The sequence below is a fragment of the Nocardioides sp. F233 genome, from assembly GCF_057813895.1.
Window position 1 is genome coordinate 577070 of sequence record NZ_JBVASH010000002.1, and the last position, 17096, is coordinate 594165.

The 17096-nt window shown below is 71.5% G+C and carries 20 protein-coding genes; 14 read left to right on the forward strand and 6 right to left on the reverse strand.

Annotation, left to right across the window (positions count from 1 at the left end; all coding sequences use genetic code 11):
* Nucleotides 1-334: 334 nt before the first annotated feature.
* Both ACZYRU_RS09140 and ACZYRU_RS09145 read left to right on the forward strand, forming a co-directional pair.
* Entirely contained in the window at nucleotides 335-487 is a 153-nt protein-coding gene (locus tag ACZYRU_RS09140; RefSeq protein WP_488957192.1) for an immunity protein Imm33 domain-containing protein, read from the forward strand.
* A gap of 40 nt (nucleotides 488-527) precedes the next feature.
* On the forward strand, nucleotides 528-956 hold the full coding sequence (locus ACZYRU_RS09145; protein WP_488956775.1) for a DUF4279 domain-containing protein: 429 nt from the start codon (nucleotides 528-530) through the stop codon (nucleotides 954-956).
* Between the two features lie 76 nt (nucleotides 957-1032).
* On the opposite strand, the gene ACZYRU_RS09150 is transcribed toward ACZYRU_RS09145, so the two are convergent.
* Complete coding sequence (locus ACZYRU_RS09150) at nucleotides 1033-1440, reverse strand: hypothetical protein (RefSeq protein WP_488956776.1); 408 nt, start codon at nucleotides 1438-1440, stop codon at nucleotides 1033-1035.
* Nucleotides 1441-1635: 195 nt separating this feature from the next.
* On the opposite strand from ACZYRU_RS09150, the gene ACZYRU_RS09155 reads away from it, so the two are divergent.
* The 7 genes from ACZYRU_RS09155 to ACZYRU_RS09185 all read left to right on the forward strand — a co-directional run bounded on the left by ACZYRU_RS09155 (nucleotide 1636) and on the right by ACZYRU_RS09185 (nucleotide 9643).
* Nucleotides 1636-2013, forward strand: a complete 378-nt coding sequence (locus ACZYRU_RS09155) for a hypothetical protein (protein WP_488956777.1) — start codon at nucleotides 1636-1638, stop codon at nucleotides 2011-2013.
* A 471-nt stretch (nucleotides 2014-2484) separates the two neighbouring features.
* Nucleotides 2485-3834 carry a lipase family protein gene (locus tag ACZYRU_RS09160; RefSeq protein WP_488956778.1) on the forward strand — a complete coding sequence of 450 codons (1350 nt, stop codon included), beginning with the start codon at nucleotides 2485-2487 and terminating at the stop codon, nucleotides 3832-3834.
* 122 nt (nucleotides 3835-3956) lie between these two features.
* The gene (locus ACZYRU_RS09165) at nucleotides 3957-4811 is read left to right on the forward strand and encodes an esterase/lipase family protein (protein ID WP_488956779.1); all 855 of its coding nucleotides are present in this window, start codon (nucleotides 3957-3959) and stop codon (nucleotides 4809-4811) included.
* Nucleotides 4808-5590 carry a lysophospholipid acyltransferase family protein gene (locus ACZYRU_RS09170; RefSeq protein WP_488956780.1) on the forward strand — a complete coding sequence of 261 codons (783 nt, stop codon included), beginning with the start codon at nucleotides 4808-4810 and terminating at the stop codon, nucleotides 5588-5590. The genes ACZYRU_RS09165 and ACZYRU_RS09170 overlap by 4 nt, the downstream gene beginning before the upstream one ends.
* A complete protein-coding gene (locus tag ACZYRU_RS09175) occupies nucleotides 5587-7209 on the forward strand; it encodes an AMP-binding protein (RefSeq protein ID WP_488956781.1) in 1623 nt (540 codons plus the stop codon). The genes ACZYRU_RS09170 and ACZYRU_RS09175 overlap by 4 nt, the downstream gene beginning before the upstream one ends.
* Nucleotides 7206-8660 carry a WS/DGAT/MGAT family O-acyltransferase gene (locus tag ACZYRU_RS09180; RefSeq protein WP_488956782.1) on the forward strand — a complete coding sequence of 485 codons (1455 nt, stop codon included), beginning with the start codon at nucleotides 7206-7208 and terminating at the stop codon, nucleotides 8658-8660. Before ACZYRU_RS09175 ends, ACZYRU_RS09180 begins: the two co-directional genes overlap by 4 nt.
* A complete protein-coding gene (locus ACZYRU_RS09185) occupies nucleotides 8657-9643 on the forward strand; it encodes an alpha/beta fold hydrolase (protein WP_488956783.1) in 987 nt (328 codons plus the stop codon). Before ACZYRU_RS09180 ends, ACZYRU_RS09185 begins: the two co-directional genes overlap by 4 nt.
* A gap of 194 nt (nucleotides 9644-9837) precedes the next feature.
* Here the strand turns inward: ACZYRU_RS09185 and ACZYRU_RS09190 are convergent, their stop codons facing one another.
* On the reverse strand, nucleotides 9838-10269 hold the full coding sequence (locus ACZYRU_RS09190) for a CBS domain-containing protein (protein WP_488956784.1): 432 nt from the start codon (nucleotides 10267-10269) through the stop codon (nucleotides 9838-9840).
* 10 nt (nucleotides 10270-10279) lie between these two features.
* A complete protein-coding gene (gene hisN / locus ACZYRU_RS09195; RefSeq protein ID WP_488956785.1) occupies nucleotides 10280-11188 on the reverse strand; it encodes a histidinol-phosphatase in 909 nt (302 codons plus the stop codon).
* 70 nt (nucleotides 11189-11258) lie between these two features.
* On the opposite strand from hisN, the gene ACZYRU_RS09200 reads away from it, so the two are divergent.
* Entirely contained in the window at nucleotides 11259-11717 is a 459-nt protein-coding gene (locus ACZYRU_RS09200; protein WP_488956786.1) for a DUF2231 domain-containing protein, read from the forward strand.
* On the opposite strand, the gene rsgA is transcribed toward ACZYRU_RS09200, so the two are convergent.
* The 3 genes from rsgA to ACZYRU_RS09215 are packed head-to-tail and all read right to left on the reverse strand — an operon-like array spanning nucleotide 11718 to nucleotide 14543.
* Nucleotides 11718-12719, reverse strand: a complete 1002-nt coding sequence (gene rsgA, locus ACZYRU_RS09205; protein WP_488956787.1) for a ribosome small subunit-dependent GTPase A — start codon at nucleotides 12717-12719, stop codon at nucleotides 11718-11720.
* Nucleotides 12719-14017 carry a 3-phosphoshikimate 1-carboxyvinyltransferase gene (gene aroA, locus ACZYRU_RS09210; protein WP_488956788.1) on the reverse strand — a complete coding sequence of 433 codons (1299 nt, stop codon included), beginning with the start codon at nucleotides 14015-14017 and terminating at the stop codon, nucleotides 12719-12721. The genes rsgA and aroA overlap by 1 nt, the downstream gene beginning before the upstream one ends.
* 13 nt (nucleotides 14018-14030) lie before the next feature.
* Nucleotides 14031-14543 (reverse strand): DoxX family protein, encoded by a 513-nt coding sequence (locus tag ACZYRU_RS09215; protein WP_488956789.1) that lies wholly within the window; start codon nucleotides 14541-14543, stop codon nucleotides 14031-14033.
* A gap of 50 nt (nucleotides 14544-14593) precedes the next feature.
* On the opposite strand from ACZYRU_RS09215, the gene ACZYRU_RS09220 reads away from it, so the two are divergent.
* The 4 genes from ACZYRU_RS09220 to rsrA all read left to right on the forward strand — a co-directional run bounded on the left by ACZYRU_RS09220 (nucleotide 14594) and on the right by rsrA (nucleotide 17087).
* Entirely contained in the window at nucleotides 14594-15394 is an 801-nt protein-coding gene (locus ACZYRU_RS09220; protein ID WP_488956790.1) for an SOS response-associated peptidase, read from the forward strand.
* Nucleotides 15391-16050 carry an alpha/beta hydrolase family protein gene (locus tag ACZYRU_RS09225; protein WP_488956791.1) on the forward strand — a complete coding sequence of 220 codons (660 nt, stop codon included), beginning with the start codon at nucleotides 15391-15393 and terminating at the stop codon, nucleotides 16048-16050. The genes ACZYRU_RS09220 and ACZYRU_RS09225 overlap by 4 nt, the downstream gene beginning before the upstream one ends.
* Before the next feature lie 69 nt (nucleotides 16051-16119).
* Nucleotides 16120-16782 carry a sigma-70 family RNA polymerase sigma factor gene (locus tag ACZYRU_RS09230; RefSeq protein ID WP_379145775.1) on the forward strand — a complete coding sequence of 221 codons (663 nt, stop codon included), beginning with the start codon at nucleotides 16120-16122 and terminating at the stop codon, nucleotides 16780-16782.
* Complete coding sequence (gene rsrA / locus ACZYRU_RS09235) at nucleotides 16782-17087, forward strand: mycothiol system anti-sigma-R factor (protein WP_488956792.1); 306 nt, start codon at nucleotides 16782-16784, stop codon at nucleotides 17085-17087. The genes ACZYRU_RS09230 and rsrA overlap by 1 nt, the downstream gene beginning before the upstream one ends.
* Nucleotides 17088-17096: the final 9 nt, after the last annotated feature.

The window sequence follows — 17096 nt, forward strand, 5'->3', positions numbered from 1 at the left end:
CTCGGGGATCCACCTGGCTTGGGCGTGTCCGGAGGTGGTGGCGCGGCCGGGGGCCGGCTGCCCGAGCGCCGCGAGCAGCACGCGGACCTTCTCTGCGGTCAACATCCGTAATCAGACCGTGGCAAGCGCGCAGGGGGTCCCTATTCACCTATGCGATCGCCAATGCCCGGAGTGGCCAATCAGCGCGAACATTCTCTAGGGGGTGGTGGCGCGGGCGCTGCCGCGACCGATTGGATTGCGGCAGATCCGCGCAGGTCGCCGCCATACTCAGGGACGGCCCAGCACCTGATCCTCGGCGCGTCCCGGTCCGATATCGAGGCCAGCGGAATGGCCGATTCATGGACTCCGGCATCCTGCGAGCGGTCAAACGAGCGGGTGGTACGTGTGGTCGGGCGACATCTCGGAAGCCGATGACTTTTCGAGTCGTGGCACTACGCGCACCTCCATCTGCCTGACCGTGCGGCTCGGGGCAGAGCCGGGCCGGTAAACAAGAAGACCAGTGGGCCGTCGCTGGCTACCCTCCGAGCATGGTGCAGCTTTCTCGCGCGGTGGCCACCCTTCGGATCACTGACGGTGAGGGTGAGCTGAACCCACACGACATCAGCTCCTCACTGGGCTGTGAGCCGACTCGAAGCTGGTTCCAGGGCGAGACGATCAGGTCTCACGGCGTCACGAGGACCGCGCGCCTTGGACTGTGGAGCCTGCAAGCGCCCGAGACCGCGCCAGCCGACCTCGACGCCCAGGTCGCGACGATCCTTGGCCGTCTGACAGCGGACGAGTCGGTCTGGGCAGCGATCTGCGCCAAATACACCGTCAACCTGTTCTGCGGCTGGTTCATGGAGTACGGAAACGAAGGTGTATCCATCGAGCCGGGGACGCTCTCGGCGCTCGGGACGCGTGGCATCCAACTTGCCATCGACCTCTATGGCGGTGACAGCGACCATGCGCCTGAGTAGTCCCGCAGACGTGGACCTGACCAGCGTCTGCTCATCGGCATGGCTGACCCCGGCGCGGCATGTCCGGACGGATCGCTCACCGACCCGATGTGTCGATTTCGCACTCCCGAAGACTGAGAGTCAGGCGACCGCCCTCAAATGCGAGGGTTGCACCGACCATGTCGTCTGCCTCGTTGAAGACCGGTGCGGCTGAACAGAGCTGCGTTCCCACAAGCCCAACGAACGGCACTTCGTCAGACGCCTCTCGTATGACCCAGTGGCCGTGACAGGCGCAGCGATATTGCTCCATCCATCGGTCATCACCGGGCTCGGAAACTGACCACTTGAGAGTCCAATTGCTCGCCCCATCGAAGTGCACGCCTCGCCCATTCTCGAGCCACAGATGTACCGAGCCGATGTCAGGGTTCACGGGCGAGCCGTCGTCCGGACGCCAAGCAAATCGCTCGACGATCCGCAGGCGCCGGCCGATCACTTCATCCAGCACGCATCCAGCGTGCCACAGCGTCTCCGGCGACAACGGGGCCAAACTCACGGGCCGGACGATGGGCGCCTTTCATGAGTTCCTGTGGTCTGAGGACTTTGCGGCCAAACCCGCGCCGTCCAGCGCATGACCCTCGGCAAGGACAGATCGAGGCACGAGCTGACGCTCGCTCTGCCGGGTCCGCCGTAAGGTCTGAGCGTGCACGAGCTGTTGGTAGTGGACCTGAGCGACGACGAACGGTCCATGTTGCGCTGGGGCCTACTGGATTGGGGCGGTCCTGCCTCGCCAACCGACGACCTCGCAAGGGTCATGGGATTCGGGTCCGTTTCGGACCTGTCTGTGCAGGCCCGGCGTATTGCTGAGGCACTGCGGACGGGCCAGGGGCTGTCGCGCATGGACTGGACGCGTGCCCTTGTCGCCACCGAGTTCGTGTGGGCCAGTGACGTCTTCGGCTCCGGCCTCGACAGCATCCACACCTGGGGGTACACCGACGCGGAGGGCATTGCCATCCTGCGGTCAATTCAACGCAAGTTGTTGAACGCGGGCGCCCGCGCGTCTTGTCGCTCGCTGACCTAGTACGGACCGCATCATCGGCATGACCGTGCGGTTCGCGGCGCGACAGGAAGGCCGCAGCTCTAGGCGTGGTCCGCCTCGGCGTGGCGCTGGAGTAGTTGCGCTGCAGCCACGTAGTCCTCGGCCGCGTCGGACCAGTCGTCGTCGATACAAAGGACTCGGGCCGAGGAGCCGTCTTCAGCGGGAACCAAGTGCGCTCGCGCACCTCGAGGAATCAGTGCCCCGTAGTCCACCGACGTCTTGGCGCCGTTCGGCAGCCGTACGAGCGCCCGACCGTTCCTGTCTTCGATGAATGTGACGATGACGTGGCAGAGCTCTGACGACCGCATTCGGCAGAGTCTGCCCGAGGGGCGCACGCCGATGGTCGGCTTGACCGCGCGGCTCGCGGCGTGAGCGCGACCGAGATCCCCGGCGAGCTCGATTCGGTCACTTGGTCCATTGACAAGTGACAGAACTGTCAACAACCATCCCGACATGGGGATCTCCAGAGGGCGGGTGCGCCTCGGTGCTGCGCTGGTGGCAGTGATGGCAACGGTGGCGACGCTCGCCCCCGCGGGTTCGTCGGTGGCGCGACCGGTCGCCGTACCGGCGGCTCAGGTGGCGGCGGCGACACCGGACCCCTTCTTCACCTACGCCGGCAGCACTCCGCTCGCGAACCTTGCGCCGGGGACGGTCCTGGCGACGCGCACGCTGCCGTACCGGATCGCGAAGCTGCCGCTGCCGCTCCAGCTGGTGCAGGTCCTGTTCCGCACGACCAACCAGCGCGGTGAGGCGGTCGCCGGCGTCACGACGGTGGTCCGGCCGCTCGTCGGCCGCACCGCCAAGGTGATCGGCTACCAGTCGTTCTACGACTCGCTCAACCCCGAGGACGGCCCGTCCCGCGCCTACTCCGGCGTGTTCAGCCCGGGTGTCATGGCTGCGCACGTCGAGACGACGCTGTTCGCCGGCTTCCTGCTCCAGGGCTACGCGATCGTCGTCGCCGACACCCAGGGCCCGACCGCCGACTTCGCCGCCGGGCCGGAGTACGGCCAGGTCACCCTCGACTCGCTCCGGGCCGCGCTGAAGGCGCCCGGCACCGGCATCGCACCGACCGCGCGGATCGGCCTGATCGGCTACTCCGGCGGCGCGATCGCGACCAACTGGGCCTCGGTCCTCGCGCCGAGCTACGCCCCCGACATCGACCGGCGCCTGGTCGGTGCCGCCGAGGGCGGCGTCCTGGTGCGTCCCTCGGCCAACATCGGCTACGTCGACGGCTCGATGGTGTGGGCCGGCGTGATCCCGATGGCCGTGGTGGGCGTCGCCCGCGCGTTCGGCGTCGACCTGACGCCGTACCTCAACGACTACGGCAAGCAGGTCTACGCCAAGCTCCAGAAGGCGTCCATCACCCAGGTTCTCGGCGCCTACCCGGGCCTGACCTGGAAGAAGATGACCAAGCCGGAGTACGCCGACCCCGCTCGGATCCCCGTCTTCGTCGACACGGTCAACCAGCTCAACCTCGGCACCCGGCCCACGCCCACCGTCCCGATGTTCATCGGCCAGGGCACGGCCGGCGAGATCGAGGGCACCCTGCGCAGCAGGAGCGTCGGCCCCGGTGACGGCGTGATGATCGCCGGCGACGTCCGCTCGCTCGCGAAGCAGTACTGCGCCGACGGGCTCCCGGTCGTGCACCGCGAGTACCCGCTCAGCCACTTCACCTCGGTCCCGTTCTGGCTGCCCGAGGCGATGGCCTGGCTCAACGCCCGCTTCGCCGGCGTCCCGGCGCCGAGCACCTGCGCGTCCATCCCGTCCGGCAACCCGCTCACGCCGCTGGCGTCCGCGCCGTAGCCCGCGGTCCGGCCAGCTGGTCTGGACCGGCCCTGTGATCTCCGTCCCGGCCGGGGGCGGAGCCTTGCTCTGGGCATCACCTGTGGGGATACTTCTCGAAAATAGAACGTGTTCTACATGGGGTGAGCAACGTGTACGACTTCAACGACCACGACGTCGCGGCGCCGGACGGCGGCAGCGGACCGCACCGCGGGCTGCTGCTGCTCGAGCTGCCCCGCTGGACGGTGGAGTACGGCGCGTCCCGCCTCGTCGACCTCGCCCGCACCGCGACCGGCCCCGTGCTGCCCGGCGAGCGGGACCTCGGCCGGGGCCGCCCGGTGCTGGTGCTGCCCGGCTTCTCGGCCAACGACAAGCTCACCGGCCGGCTCCGCGGCCACCTCGCCCAGCGCGGGTGGGACGTCCACGGCTGGAACCTCGGCAGCAACCACGGCCTCACCGAGAAGATCGTCACCGGTCTGCCGCAGCGCTTCGCCGAGATCGCGGACCAGTACGACGAGCCGGTCAGCGTCGTGGGCTGGAGCTTCGGCGGCCTGCTGGCGCGCTGGCTCGCCCACGAGCACCCCGACCGGGTCCGCCAGGTGGTCTGCCTCGGCTCGCCGTGGCGGGCCGAGGGGGAGCGCACCCGCGCCACCGGGATGTTCGAGAAGTCCAAGGTCAGGCACGGCATCGTCGCCAACGCCCGCGAGATCGTCGACCAGCTCCGCCGCCCGGTGCCCGTGCCGCTGACTGCGGTCTGGTCGAGGACCGACGGCATCGTCCCGTGGCGCGGCTGCACCGTGGACGAGCACGACGGCGCCGACGGCCGGCCGCCCGCCGAGAACGTCGAGGTGGTCAGCAGCCACGTCGGCATGGTCGCCAACCCGCTGGTCCTCTCGGTCGTGGTCGACCGGCTCCGTCAGGACCCGGCCGACTGGCAGCCGTTCGCCTGGTCGCGCGTCGCGACGGGGCTCGCGGGGCTCACGGGAGCGGCGTCGTGAGCGCGCTCGCGGGCCGCGACCCGGCGTACGTCGCCAAGGTGCTGCCGCTGCTCAAGCTGGCCATGAAGGGCTACTTCCGCTCCAGCGTGAGCGGCATGGACAAGGTTCCCGACGGTGGCGCTCTCATCGTCGGCAACCACTCCGGCGGCCTGACGCCGATGGACGTGCCGATCATCGCGGTCGCCTTCGCCGACGCGTTCGGAGCCGACCGGCCGCTGTACTGCCTGGCCCACGACATGCTCTTCACCGGCGCCGCCGGTCCGGTCATGCGGAAGTTCGGGTTCGTCAACGCGACCCGGGAGGCAGCCCACGAGATCCTCACCAACGGCGGCGTCACGATCGTCTTCCCGGGTGGCGACCACGACACCTTCCGCCCGACGCTGAAGTCGAGGGTCGTCGACTTCAACGGCCGCACCGGCTACCTGCGCACCGCGCTGCGCGCCGGCGTCCCGATCGTCCCGGTCGTCTCGATCGGCGGCCAGGAGTCGCAGCTGTTCCTCACGCGCGGCGAGTGGATCGGCAAGCGCTCGCCGCTGCGCAAGGTGATGCGCACCGACCTGTTCCCGATCGGCGTCGGCTTCCCGTTCGGCCTGGCGGCGGCGCCGCTCAACCTGCCGCTGCCGACCAAGATCACCACCAGGGTGCTCGACCCGATCGACATCGAGGCGGAGTTCGGGCCGGAGCCCGACCTCGTCGAGGTCGACCAGGTCGTCCGCGGCCGGATGGAGGACGCGCTGGCCGAGATGGCCCGCGAGCGGCGCTTCCCGGTGCTGGGATGAGCGCCGTGCTCGCCGGGCTGCGTACCCAGCTGTGGGCGTTCAGGATGCTCGTCACCAGCCGGATGCTGGTCCTGATGAGCCCGGCGAAGTACCTCCGGCTGGTCCGGATCCTGCGCCAGCAGGGCACCAACGCCACGACCAGCTTCGCGCTGGCCGCCGTACGACGCCCGCACGGCCCGGCCCTCGTCGACGACCGCGGCACGCTGACCTGGCAGGACCTTCAGGACCGCTCCGCTGCTCTCGCCGCCGGACTGCTCGACGTCACCGGCGGGCCGGTCGAGACCGTCGCGATCCTGTGCCGCAACCACCGCGGCTTCGTGGACGCCCTGATCGGCAGCTCGCGGCTGGGTGCCAGCGCGCTGCTGCTCAACACCGGATTCTCCGGGCCGCAGCTGGCCGACGTGATGGAGCGGGAGGGCGCCCGGGTCATCCTGTACGACGAGGAGTTCGCCGGTGTCGTCGCCGACGCCCGGGCCCGGGTCGACGGGCTGGTCGAGGTGCTCGGCTGGACCGATTCCCCTGTCCCCGCGGGGGTCCTGAGCATCGACGGCCTCATCGAGGCGCACGCCGGCCAGGTCCCGCCCAGGCCGGCCCAGCGTGGCCGCGTCGTGCTGCTGACCTCGGGCACGACCGGCACCCCGAAGGGTGCGCGCCGCTCTGGGGGCGGCGCGGACGAGCTCGCCGGGATGCTGGAGAAGATCCCGTGGCGCGGTGAGGAGACCGTCGTCGTCGCGGCGCCGATGTTCCACGCGTGGGGCTTCGGACAGTTGGTCATCGCGGCGACGATGACCTGCACGGTCGTCACCCGCCGCAAGTTCGACCCCGAGGCGACCCTCGCGCTCGTCGACGACAACAGGGCGAGCGGCCTCAGCGTCGTACCCGTCATGCTCGAACGGATCATGGACCTGCCGGCCGCCACCCTGGACCGCTACTCGCTGCGCTCGCTGCGCTTCGTGTCGGCCAGCGGCTCGCGGATGAAGGCGCAGTCGGTGATCGCGTTCATGGACCGCTTCGGCGACCTGGTCCACAACAGCTACAACGCCACGGAGGCCGGCCAGATCAGCGTCGCCCAGCCCGCCGACCTGCGCCACGCCCCCGACACCGCGGGCAAGGCGGTGCGCGGCACCCAGCTCCGGGTCGTCGACGACGCCGGCCGCGACGTCGACCTGGACGTGGTCGGCCGGATCCTGGTCCGCGGCGCCTCGCCGTTCGACGGCTACACCGCGGGCGCGTCGAAGGAGTTCGTCGACGGCTACATGGTCAGCGGCGACGTCGGCCGGCTCGACGCCGCCGGACGGCTCTACGTCGTGGGCCGCGACGACGACATGATCGTGTCCGGCGGCGAGAACGTGTACCCGATCGAGGTCGAGAAGGTCCTCGGCGCCCACCCGGCCGTGCGCGAGGTCGTGGTGATCGGCGTCGACGACGAGGCGTTCGGCCAGCGGCTCGCGGCGTACGTCGCGCTCTCGGGCGAGGCCACGCCCGACGAGCTCAAGGGACACGTCAAGGCACAGCTCGCGGGCTACAAGGTGCCGCGCGAGGTCGTCGTCCTCGACGCGCTGCCGCGCAACGCGTCGGGCAAGATCATGGTCCGCGACCTGCCGGGGGTGGCGTCATGACCCGCCCGGCGATCGAGCGGATGACAGGTATCGACGCGGGATTCCTCTACATGGAGACCCCGTCGGTCCACATGCACACGCTCAAGATCGCCGTGCTCGAGGCCGACGAGGCGCTGACGTACGACGCCTTCGTGGCCGGCATGCTGTCCCGGCTCAAGCGGCTGCCGCCCCTGCGCCGCCGCGTGGTCGAGGTGCCCTTCGGCCTCAACCACCCGGTCTGGGTGACCCAGCCGCGGATCGACGTCCCGCACCACATCCGGCGGCACCGGGTCGGCGGCGACGGCAGCATGCGCGACCTGGAGCAGCTGATCGGCATGATCGCGAGCACCCCGCTGCACCGGGACCGCCCGCTGTGGGAGCTGCACTACTGCGAGGGCCTCGAGGGCGGCCGGGTCGCCGTCGTCGGCAAGATGCACCACGCGCTCGCCGACGGCGCCGCCGCCAACGCGCTGCTCGCCAACGTCACCGACGTGCGCTCCGCGGCCACGCCCGAGGCGGTCCAGGAGGAGTACGCCTCGACCGACAGGCTGCCCAGCAGGCTCAACCTGATCCGGCACGCCTGGGCCGACGCGGCCGCGCAGATCACCACGATCCCTGCGCTGCTGCTGCGCACCCTCCTCGGCATCCTCGGCGTGGTCCGCGAGCGGCGGGCCGGCGCGAAGTCGCCGGTGCCGGTGCTGCACGCGCCCCGGGTGTCCTTCAACGGCGCCCTCACGCCGCTGCGCTCCTTCGCCACGGTCACCCTGCCGCTGGCCGAGCTGAAGCGGGTCCGCGCCCAGCACCAGGCCGCCGGCCTCGACGTCACCCTCAACGACATCGTCCTCGCCATCACCTCCGGCGCCCTGCGCCGCTGGATGGCCGACCACGACGAGCGGCCGGCGTCCTCGCTGCTGGCCGGTGTCCCGGTCAGCGCCGACGAGCGGGACGCCGTACCCCGGCTCGGGGGCAACCGGGTCTCCAACCTGTTCACGACCCTGGCCACCGACGTCGACGACCCGCTCGAGCGGCTGCGGACCATCGCCGCGACCACCGCCGACGCCAAGCGGATCAACGCCCAGCTCGGTTCGTCGATCCTCGCCGACTGGTCGCAGTTCACCCCGCCGCGCCCGTTCGCGGCGGCCGTGCGCGCCTACTCGCGGCTGAACGCGGCGTCGTGGCACCCGGCGGCGTTCTCCGCGATCGTCTCCAACGTCCCCGGCCCGCGCGAGCCGGCCACCGTCGGCGGCGCCCGCCTCGCCGACCTGTTCAGCGTGGGGCCGCTCGTCGACGGCATCGGCCTCAACGTCACCGTCTGGTCGTACGTCGACCGGATGAACTTCTCGCTCCTCGCCTGCCCCGACCTGCTGCCCGACGTCCACGTGCTGGCGTCGTACCTCCCCGCCGCGCTGGCCGAGCTCGACCTCGAGCCGCCGGCCGCGCCCGCCGAGACTCCCCGAAGGAACCTTGCGTGACCACCCGTGTGATGAAGTCCGCGACCCGCCATGCCCTGAAGGGCTCGTTCACCGCCGCGCGCTACGGCGGCAAGGCGGCCGTGCTCGGCGTGAGGACCGGCATCCGCCGTACCCAGCGGTTCCCGGCGCTGCCCGAGCTCCCGGCCGGCCGCCTCCTCGACCTGCCCGGGCGCGGCGAGGCCTTCGTCGTGGACACCGGCACCCCTTCGGGGAACCCCGGTGCACCCACCCTGCTGCTCTTCCACGGGCTGGCCACGACGTCGTACCTCACCTGGTTCAGCACCCTCGACGAGCTCGCCGCGACCCACCGGGTCGTGATGCTCGACCAGCGCTGGCACGGTCGCGGCATCGTCTCCGAGCGGTTCTCCCTCGAGGACTGCGTCGACGACGCCGCCGCCGTCCTCGACCAGCTCGGCATCGCCTCGGTGGTGGCCGTCGGCTACTCGATGGGAGGCGCCCTGGCCCAGCTGTTCTGGCGCCGGCACCCCGAGCGGACCGCGGGCCTGGTGCTCGCCTCGACCGCCGCCTGCTGGAACGAGACCCGCGGCGACGCGATGTTCTACCCGACGCTCGACAAGGCCAACGACCGGTTCCGCGACCACTACCGCGAGCGGGTGCTGGAGGTGCGAGCGAGCCTCGGCGACGACCGGCACGTCGGCGAGGAGATGTCGACCTGGGCCTGGGGTGAGTTCCGCAGCACCAGCGCGTGGGCGATGCCCGAGGTGCTCGGCGCCCTCGGCGGCTTCGACGCCCGGCCCTGGCTGGGGGAGATCGACGTACCCACCGCGGTCGTCGTCACCGGCCGCGACCACGCCATCCCGACCTCACGGCAGCGGGCGATGGCCGCCGCGATCCCCGGCGCGACCGTCCACGAGACCCCGGGCGGGCACGCGTCGGTCGTCTTCGACGTCCAGCGCTGGCGACCGGTGTTCCTCGCCGCCGTCGACGAGGTCGTCCGGCAGGCGCGACCCGTCAGGAACTAGCTCCGAAATTGCGCTGACCCGGCGCAAAGTAGCGTCGGAATCGCGCTGACCCGGCAGAAAGTGGCTCGTCCACGAGCCACTTTCTGCCGGGTCAGCGGATTCTGCGAGCCAGTTTGTGCCGGGTCAGCGGATTCTGCGAGCCAGTTTGTGCCGGGTCGGCGGATTCTGTGGGCCAGTTTGTGCCGGGTCGGCGATCAGGACTGGTGCACGTAGTTGTCGAGCTGGTCGCGCTCGAACTGCAGCTGGTCGATCTTGTGCTTCACCAGGTCGCCGATGCTGACGATGCCCACCACCCGCTCGCCGTCGGTGGCGGGGATGTGGCGGAACCGGCGCTCGGTCATGACCGCGAGGACCGCGTCGAGGTCGTCGTCGGGGGAGCAGGTGCTCACCTCGGTGGTCATGATCGCGGAGACCACGTTGTTGATGACCGTGCCGTCGCTGTGCAGGTGGCGTACGACGTCCCGCTCGGACACGATCCCGTCGAGCGAGGTGCCGTCCGTGCTCACCACCACGGCACCGATGTTGTGCTCCGAGAGCAGCGCGAGCAGCTCGCGGACCCCGGCCTCGGGACTGATGGTGATCACGTCGCGAAGCGACTTCGACTGGAGCACGTCAGCGATGCGCATGTGACGCAGGTTACTCGGCGTGATCCCCGTCGTCACTGCTCTCGTCCGACACGCGGTGCCGGTGGGAGCGCAGGTCGGACACGCTGCCCGGTCCGGTGCGTGGCCAGTCGGGGTCGTCCTCGAGGTCGCTGACGCTGCCGAGGAAGGACAGCGCGGCCTCGTGGAGGTGCCCGTTGCTGGCCAGCGCGTTGCCGCCCCACGGGCCGTCGCGGCCCTCCAGCGAGGTGAACCGGCCGCCGGCCTCGCGCACGATGATGTCGAGCGCGGCCATGTCGTAGACCTCGAGCTCGGGCTCGGCTGCGATGTCGACGGCGCCCTCCGCGAGGAGCATGTAGGACCAGAAGTCGCCGTAGGCCCGGGTCCGCCAGACCCGGCGCATCAGCGCGAGCATGTCCTCGCCGAGCCCGCGGTCCTCCCAGCCGCTGATCGAGGAGTACGAGAAGGAGGCGTCCTCGAGGCGTCGTACGTCGGAGACGCGGCACTCGGTCGCCTTCATCAGCGACTTGCCGGTCCAGGCGCCCTGGCCGGCCGATGCCCACCAGCGGCGCTGCAGGGCGGGGGCGGACACGACACCGAGGACCACCTCGTCGTCGACGACCAGCGAGATCAGCGTGGCCCACACGGGCACGCCGCGCACGTAGTTCTTGGTGCCGTCGATCGGGTCGACGATCCAGCGCCGCTGGGAATGCCCGGAAGTGCCCTGCTCCTCGCCGGTGACGGCGTCGCGGCTGCGCGCCTTCGAGAGGGTACGACGGATCGACTCCTCGACCGCCTGGTCGGCATCGGTCACCGGCGTCAGGTCCGGCTTGCTCATCACGTGCAGGTCGAGTGCGCGGAACCGGGCCTGGGTGAGCGAGTCCGCGTCGTCGGCGAGCAGGTGCGCCAGACGCAGGTCGTCGGTGTAGTCGGGGGCAGCCACAGGGGCACCCTAGTGCGCCGCGCCGTGCGGCGTGCCCTCCGGGCGACCAGCGGTCGTGCAGGATTCAACCATGGAGATCAACGGCCTTCCGCTGCACCCGCTCGCCGTTCACGCCGCCGTGGTGCTCGCGCCGCTCGTCGCCCTCCTCGCCCTCGCCTCGCTCGTGCCGTCCTGGCGCGACCGCCTGCGCTGGCCGCTGGTGGCCGGTGCCCTGGTCGCGATCGGTGCCGTCGCGCTGGCGTTCGTCTCGGGCAACAGCTTCCGCAACGCCAACGAGTTCTTCTCGACGCCGCCCTCGGAGATCACCCGCAAGATCGACCACCACCACGCCCTCGCGCTCACGCTGCTGTGGACCTCGATCGGGTTCGGTGCCGTCGCGCTCGTCTCCGGCCTGCTCCACCCCAAGGACGGCCCGCTGCGCTGGCTCCTCGGCCTGCCCCTGGCCGTGGGGGCGGTCGCGGTCCTCGTGCTGGTCGTCCTCACCGGCGACGCCGGCGCCAAGGCCGTCTGGGGCGGCTTCAACGGTTGATCAGTAGTCGGTGACCGACCGTGCGGCGAGCAGCCGCCGGAAGGACGCCACCCGCTCCGCGTCGGCCTCGCCGGCCGCGATCGCCTCGTCGAGACCGCACTCCGGCTCGTCCTCGCCGTGGGTGCAGCCGCGTGGGCAGTCCTCGGTCATCTCGTCGAGGTCGGGGAACGCCTCGATCAGGTGCTCGGGCTGGACGTGCGCGAGCCCGAAGGACCGGATGCCGGGGGTGTCGATGATCCAGCCGTCGCCGTCCGCGAGGGGCAGCATCAGCGCGGACGTCGAGGTGTGCCGACCCTGACCGGTGACCGCGTTGACGTGCCCGGTCTCGCGGCGGGCGTCCGGGACCAGCGCGTTGACGAGTGTCGACTTCCCGACGCCGCTGTGCCCGATCAGCACGCTGGTCTCGCCGCGCAGCCGGTCGTGCAGCGCGTCCAGGCCGATGATCGTGCGGTCGGCGTCGCGGCGGGTCACCTCCCACGGCACCCCGAGCGACCGGTACGTCGCCAGCAGGGTCTCAGGGTCCTCCAGGTCCGCCTTGGTGAGGCAGAGCAGCGGCGCCATCCCGCCGTCGTACGCCGCCACCAGGGCGCGGTCGATCCACCGCGGCCGCGGCTCGGGGTCGGCGAGGGCGGTGACGACGACGAGCTGGGTGACGTTGGCGACGATGACGCGCTCGATCGGGTCGTCGTCGTCCGCCGTCCGACGCAGCGTGCTGCTGCGCTCGAGCACCTCGACGATCCGCGCGAGCGACCCGTCGGCGCCGGACACGTCGCCGACCACCCGCACCCGGTCGCCCACGACGACACCCTTGCGGCCCAGCGGGCGGGCCTTCATGGCCATCACGGTGCGGCCGTCGATGAGCAGCGTGAACCGGCCGCGGTCGACGGTGACGACGAGGCCCTCGACGGCGTCCTCGTGGGCGGGGCGCTCCTTGGTCCGGGGGCGGGTACGACGACGCGGTCGCTCGTAGTGCTCGACGTCGTGCTCGTCGTACCGCGGCATCAGAACAGCCCGGACCAGAAGCCGGCGAAGTCGGGGAACGTCTTGCTGGTGGTCGCGACGTTCTCGACCAGGACGCCGGGCACCGCGGCGCCGACGATGGCGCCGGCGTGGGCCATCCGGTGGTCGGCGTAGGTGTGGAACACCCCGCCCGACAGCGTCGCCGGACGCAATGACAGCCCGTCCGGGTGCTCGTCGACATCGGCGCCGAGCGCGCCCAGCTCGCGGGCCAGCGCCGCCAGCCGGTCGGTCTCGTGGCCACGGATGTGGGCGATGCCGGTGAGGTGCGACGGGGTCTGGGCGAGCGCGCAGAGCGCGGCGATCGCGGGCGCGAGCTCGCCGACGTCGTGCAGGTCGGCCTCGAGACCCTGCAGCCCGCGCCAGCCGTCGGCCGGCCCGGTGACCTGCAGCCCCTCGGCCACCCGTGAGACCGTGCAGCCCATCCGCGCCAGCAGGTCGCGCAGCGCGTCGCCCGCCTGCGTGGTGGACGTCGGCCAGTCGCGCACGACCACCGAGCCACCGGAGACCGCTGCCAGGGCTAGGAACGGCGCCGCGTTGGACAGGTCGGGCTCGATCGCCTCGTCGTGCGCCGCGATCGGGCCGGGCGCCACGGCCCACCGGTTCGCGTCGCTGTCGTCGACGACGACGCCTCGGTCGCGCAGCATCGCGATGGTCATCTCGATGTGGGGGAGCGAGGGGATCGGCTTGCCGTCGTGGCGGACGTCGACGCCGGCGTCGAACCGCGCACCCGCGAGCAGCAGCGCCGACACGAACTGCGACGACGCCGACGCGTCGATCACGACCGTCCCACCGGGCACCGAACCGGTGCCGTGCACCGTGAACGGCAGTGCGCCGTCGCTGTCGTCGATGGCCATCCCGAGACCCCGCAGCGCCGTGAGGATCTCGCCGACCGGCCGCTTGCGCATGTGCTCGTCGCCGTCGAACGCGACCTCGCCGCGCACCAGCCCGGCGGCCGGCGGCACGAACCTCATCACGGTCCCGGCCAGGCCGCAGTCCACGGCCGCCCGGTCGCCGGGCACCGACCCGTCGAGCGGCGTCACGGTCCAGTCCTCGCCCGACGTGTCGACCGCGGCGCCGAGTGCGGTCAGCGACTGCGTCATCAGCAGGGTGTCGCGCGAGCGCAGCGCCCGGCGTACGACGGACGGCCCGTCCGCGAGCGCGGCGAGCACCAGCGCCCGGTTGGTCAGCGACTTGCTGCCCGGCAGCGTCACCGTCGCGTCGAGGCGCCCGGTGGTGGTGGGCGCGGGCCAGGGGTCGGCGTACGTGGCGGGAGTCGTCATCTCCCGCGCAAGTCTAGTGAACCCGAGCCCTCACCCGGGCGCCCACCAGCGCTGCCTCCCGGCGGGCGTCGTGCGTGGCGTGCCTGGCCCGCCACGCCACGCCCGGCCTACCGGCCGTGTCGAGGGCCGCGATCAGCAGCCCGCCGGCGAGGGCGGTGTTCTTCAGGAAGTGGGTGAGCTGCTCGAGCCGTTGCTCCTTGTCGGTGGCCTCCCAGAACCGGTACCGCGCCGCCGTCGACGGCACCAGGGTCCCACCGAGCACGGCGGCGGATAGCCGCGGGAGGTGGCCGGTCGCGAGCGCCAGCCCGGCGACGACCTGCACCGCGCCGCTGGCCCGCACCCACAGCACGGGGTCGCGCGGCACCGCCACGCTTTCGGGCGTCGCGTTGTCCAGCGCCGGTGCGAGGGCCTCGGTCACCGGCGCCGCCTGAGCGGCCAGGGCGGGCGCCTCGCGCAGGTCCTGGACGCCGTTCGCGAGGAAGTACGACGCCAGCAGCGGTCGGGCGATCAGTCTGCTCAGAGCCATGGCCTCTCGGTACCCCGGGGCTGTCCGACCAGACCGATAGATTGACGGCCATGTGCGGCCGCTATGCCTCCAGCCGGAGCCCGGAGGACCTCGCGGAGGAGTTCGAGGTGCTCGACCCGCGCCTCGAACGGGCGATCCCGCCGTCCTGGAACGTCGCGCCCACCGACGAGGTGTACGTCGTCCTGGAGCGGGCCTCGCGCGACGCCGACGGTCACCAGGCCGACGAGCCGACCCGCCAGCTCCGTGCCCTGCGCTGGGGCCTGGTTCCGTCGTGGGCCAAGGACGCGAGCATCGGGAGCCGGATGATCAACGCGCGGATGGAGACGGTGGCCGAGAAGCCCGCCTTCCGCAGGGCGTTCGCCGCGCGCCGCTGCATCGTGCCGGCCGACGGCTACTTCGAGTGGTACGAGACCCAGCAGAAGACCGCGAAGGGGAAGCCCAAGAAGCAGCCCTTCTTCATCACCCCCGGCGACGGAGCGAGCCTGGCGATGGCCGGGCTCTACGAGATCTGGCGCGACCCCTCGAAGCCGGAGGACGCCGAGGACCGGTTCCGCTGGACCTGCACGATCCTCACCACGGAGGCCACCGACGACCTCGGCCGGATCCACGACCGGATGCCGCTGCTCGTCGAGCCGGAGCGCCGCCACGAGTGGCTCGACCCGCGCACGCCGACGGGCGACCTGCCCGGCCTGCTGCAGCTGCTGCGGCCCGCGCAGCAGACCGGCCTGACGGCGTACCCCGTGTCGATGGCGGTCGGCAACGTCGCCAACAACAGCCCCGAGCTCGTCGAGCCGATCCCGTTCGCGGACGAGCAGGGCGAGCCCGACGACGCACAGGGGACCCTGCTGTGAGCGACGAGCGCCTCGTCGAGACGACGTACGGCGAGGGCCGGCTCGTCGTGCGCCGCGCCCGCAAGCCGCTGGCCACCCTGCTCGTCAGCCACGGCGCCGGCGGCGGCATCGACGCCCGCGACCTCGAGGCGCTGGCCGCCCAGCTGCCGGGACAGGGGATCACCGTCGCCCGCTTCGAGCAGCCCTGGCGCCGGGCCGGCCGCAAGGTCGCCAGCCCGCCCGCCACCCTCGACGTCGGCCTCCGCGCGGCCGTCAAGGCGCTCCGCGTCCGCACCCCGCTCGTCGTCGGCGGCCGCTCGGCCGGCGCGCGCTCGGCGTGCCGGACCGCCGAGGAGCTCGGTGCCGCCGGCTGCCTGGCGCTGTCGTTCCCGCTGCACCCGCCGGGCAAGCCGGAGCGCTCCCGCCTCGACGAGCTCGCCGGTGCCGGCGTGCCGACCCTGGTCGTGCAGGGGGAGCGGGACCCGTTCGGCCGCCCCGAGGAGTTCCCCGACCCGCTGCCGGGACGCACCGACCTGGCCGTGGTGCCGGGAGCCGACCACGGCCTCGCCGTGCCCAAGCGGGGTGCGCTCACCGAGGACGAGGCGATGGGCATCGTCGTCGAGTCGACGCTGGAGTGGATCGTGCGCGAGGTCGTCGGGAATGCCGCTCGTCCCTGAGGCGTTCTGGCTTCCATGATCGCGACGCTGGAGCGCTCCCGGACCGGGAGCACCGTAGTCTGGGACGCGATGACCGAGATTTCCGATCTTTCGTCCCTGGACGCCGACGCCTCCCACCCCGAGGACATCGTCGACGTCGCGTCGGAGACCCCTGAGGAGCGGGCCGCGCGCTTCGAGCGTGACGCCCTGCCCTTCCTCGACCAGCTCTACGGTGCCGCGATGCGGATGACCCGCAACCCGGCCGATGCCGAGGACCTGGTCCAGGAGACCTTCGCCAAGGCGTTCTCCGCGTTCCACCAGTTCAAGCCCGGTACCAACCTGAAGGCCTGGCTGTACCGGATCCTGACCAACACCTTCATCAACTCCTACCGCAAGAAGCAGCGCCAGCCGCAGCAGGCGCTCGCCGGCGACACGGGGGACGTCGAGGACTGGCAGCTGGCGCGTGCGGAGTCGCACACGTCGAGCGGGCTGAAGTCGGCGGAGATGGAGGCGCTGGAGCACCTCCCCGACAGCCAGGTGAAGGACGCCCTGCAGCGGCTTCCCGAGGAGTTCCGGCTCGCGGTCTACCTCGCCGATGTCGAGGGCTTCGCCTACAAGGAGATCGCCGAGATCATGGACACCCCCATCGGGACCGTGATGTCCCGCCTCCACCGCGGACGGCGCCAGCTGCGCGACATGCTCTCCGACTACGTCCGCTCCGGCGGCGACGCACCCCTCGAGGGAGGCAAGTGATGTCCGAGCCCACCCACGGTGCCGGCCACGAGCACGTGCACGTGTCGGACGACCCCAGCAACGCCGAGTGTGCCGACTTCCTCGAGCGCATCGTGCGGCTGATCGACAACGAGCTCGAGGCCGGCGACTGTGCCGTGGTCCGGGCCCACATCGACTCGTGCAGCCCCTGTCTGGAGCGCTACGACCTCCAGCGCACGGTCAAGGCCGTCGTCGCCCGCTCCTGCGGCGAGACCGCGCCGGCCGAGCTGCGTGAGCGGGTCCGGATCCAGATCCAGCAGATCCAGGTCCGGATCACCGAGGGCTGAGCCCGCAGC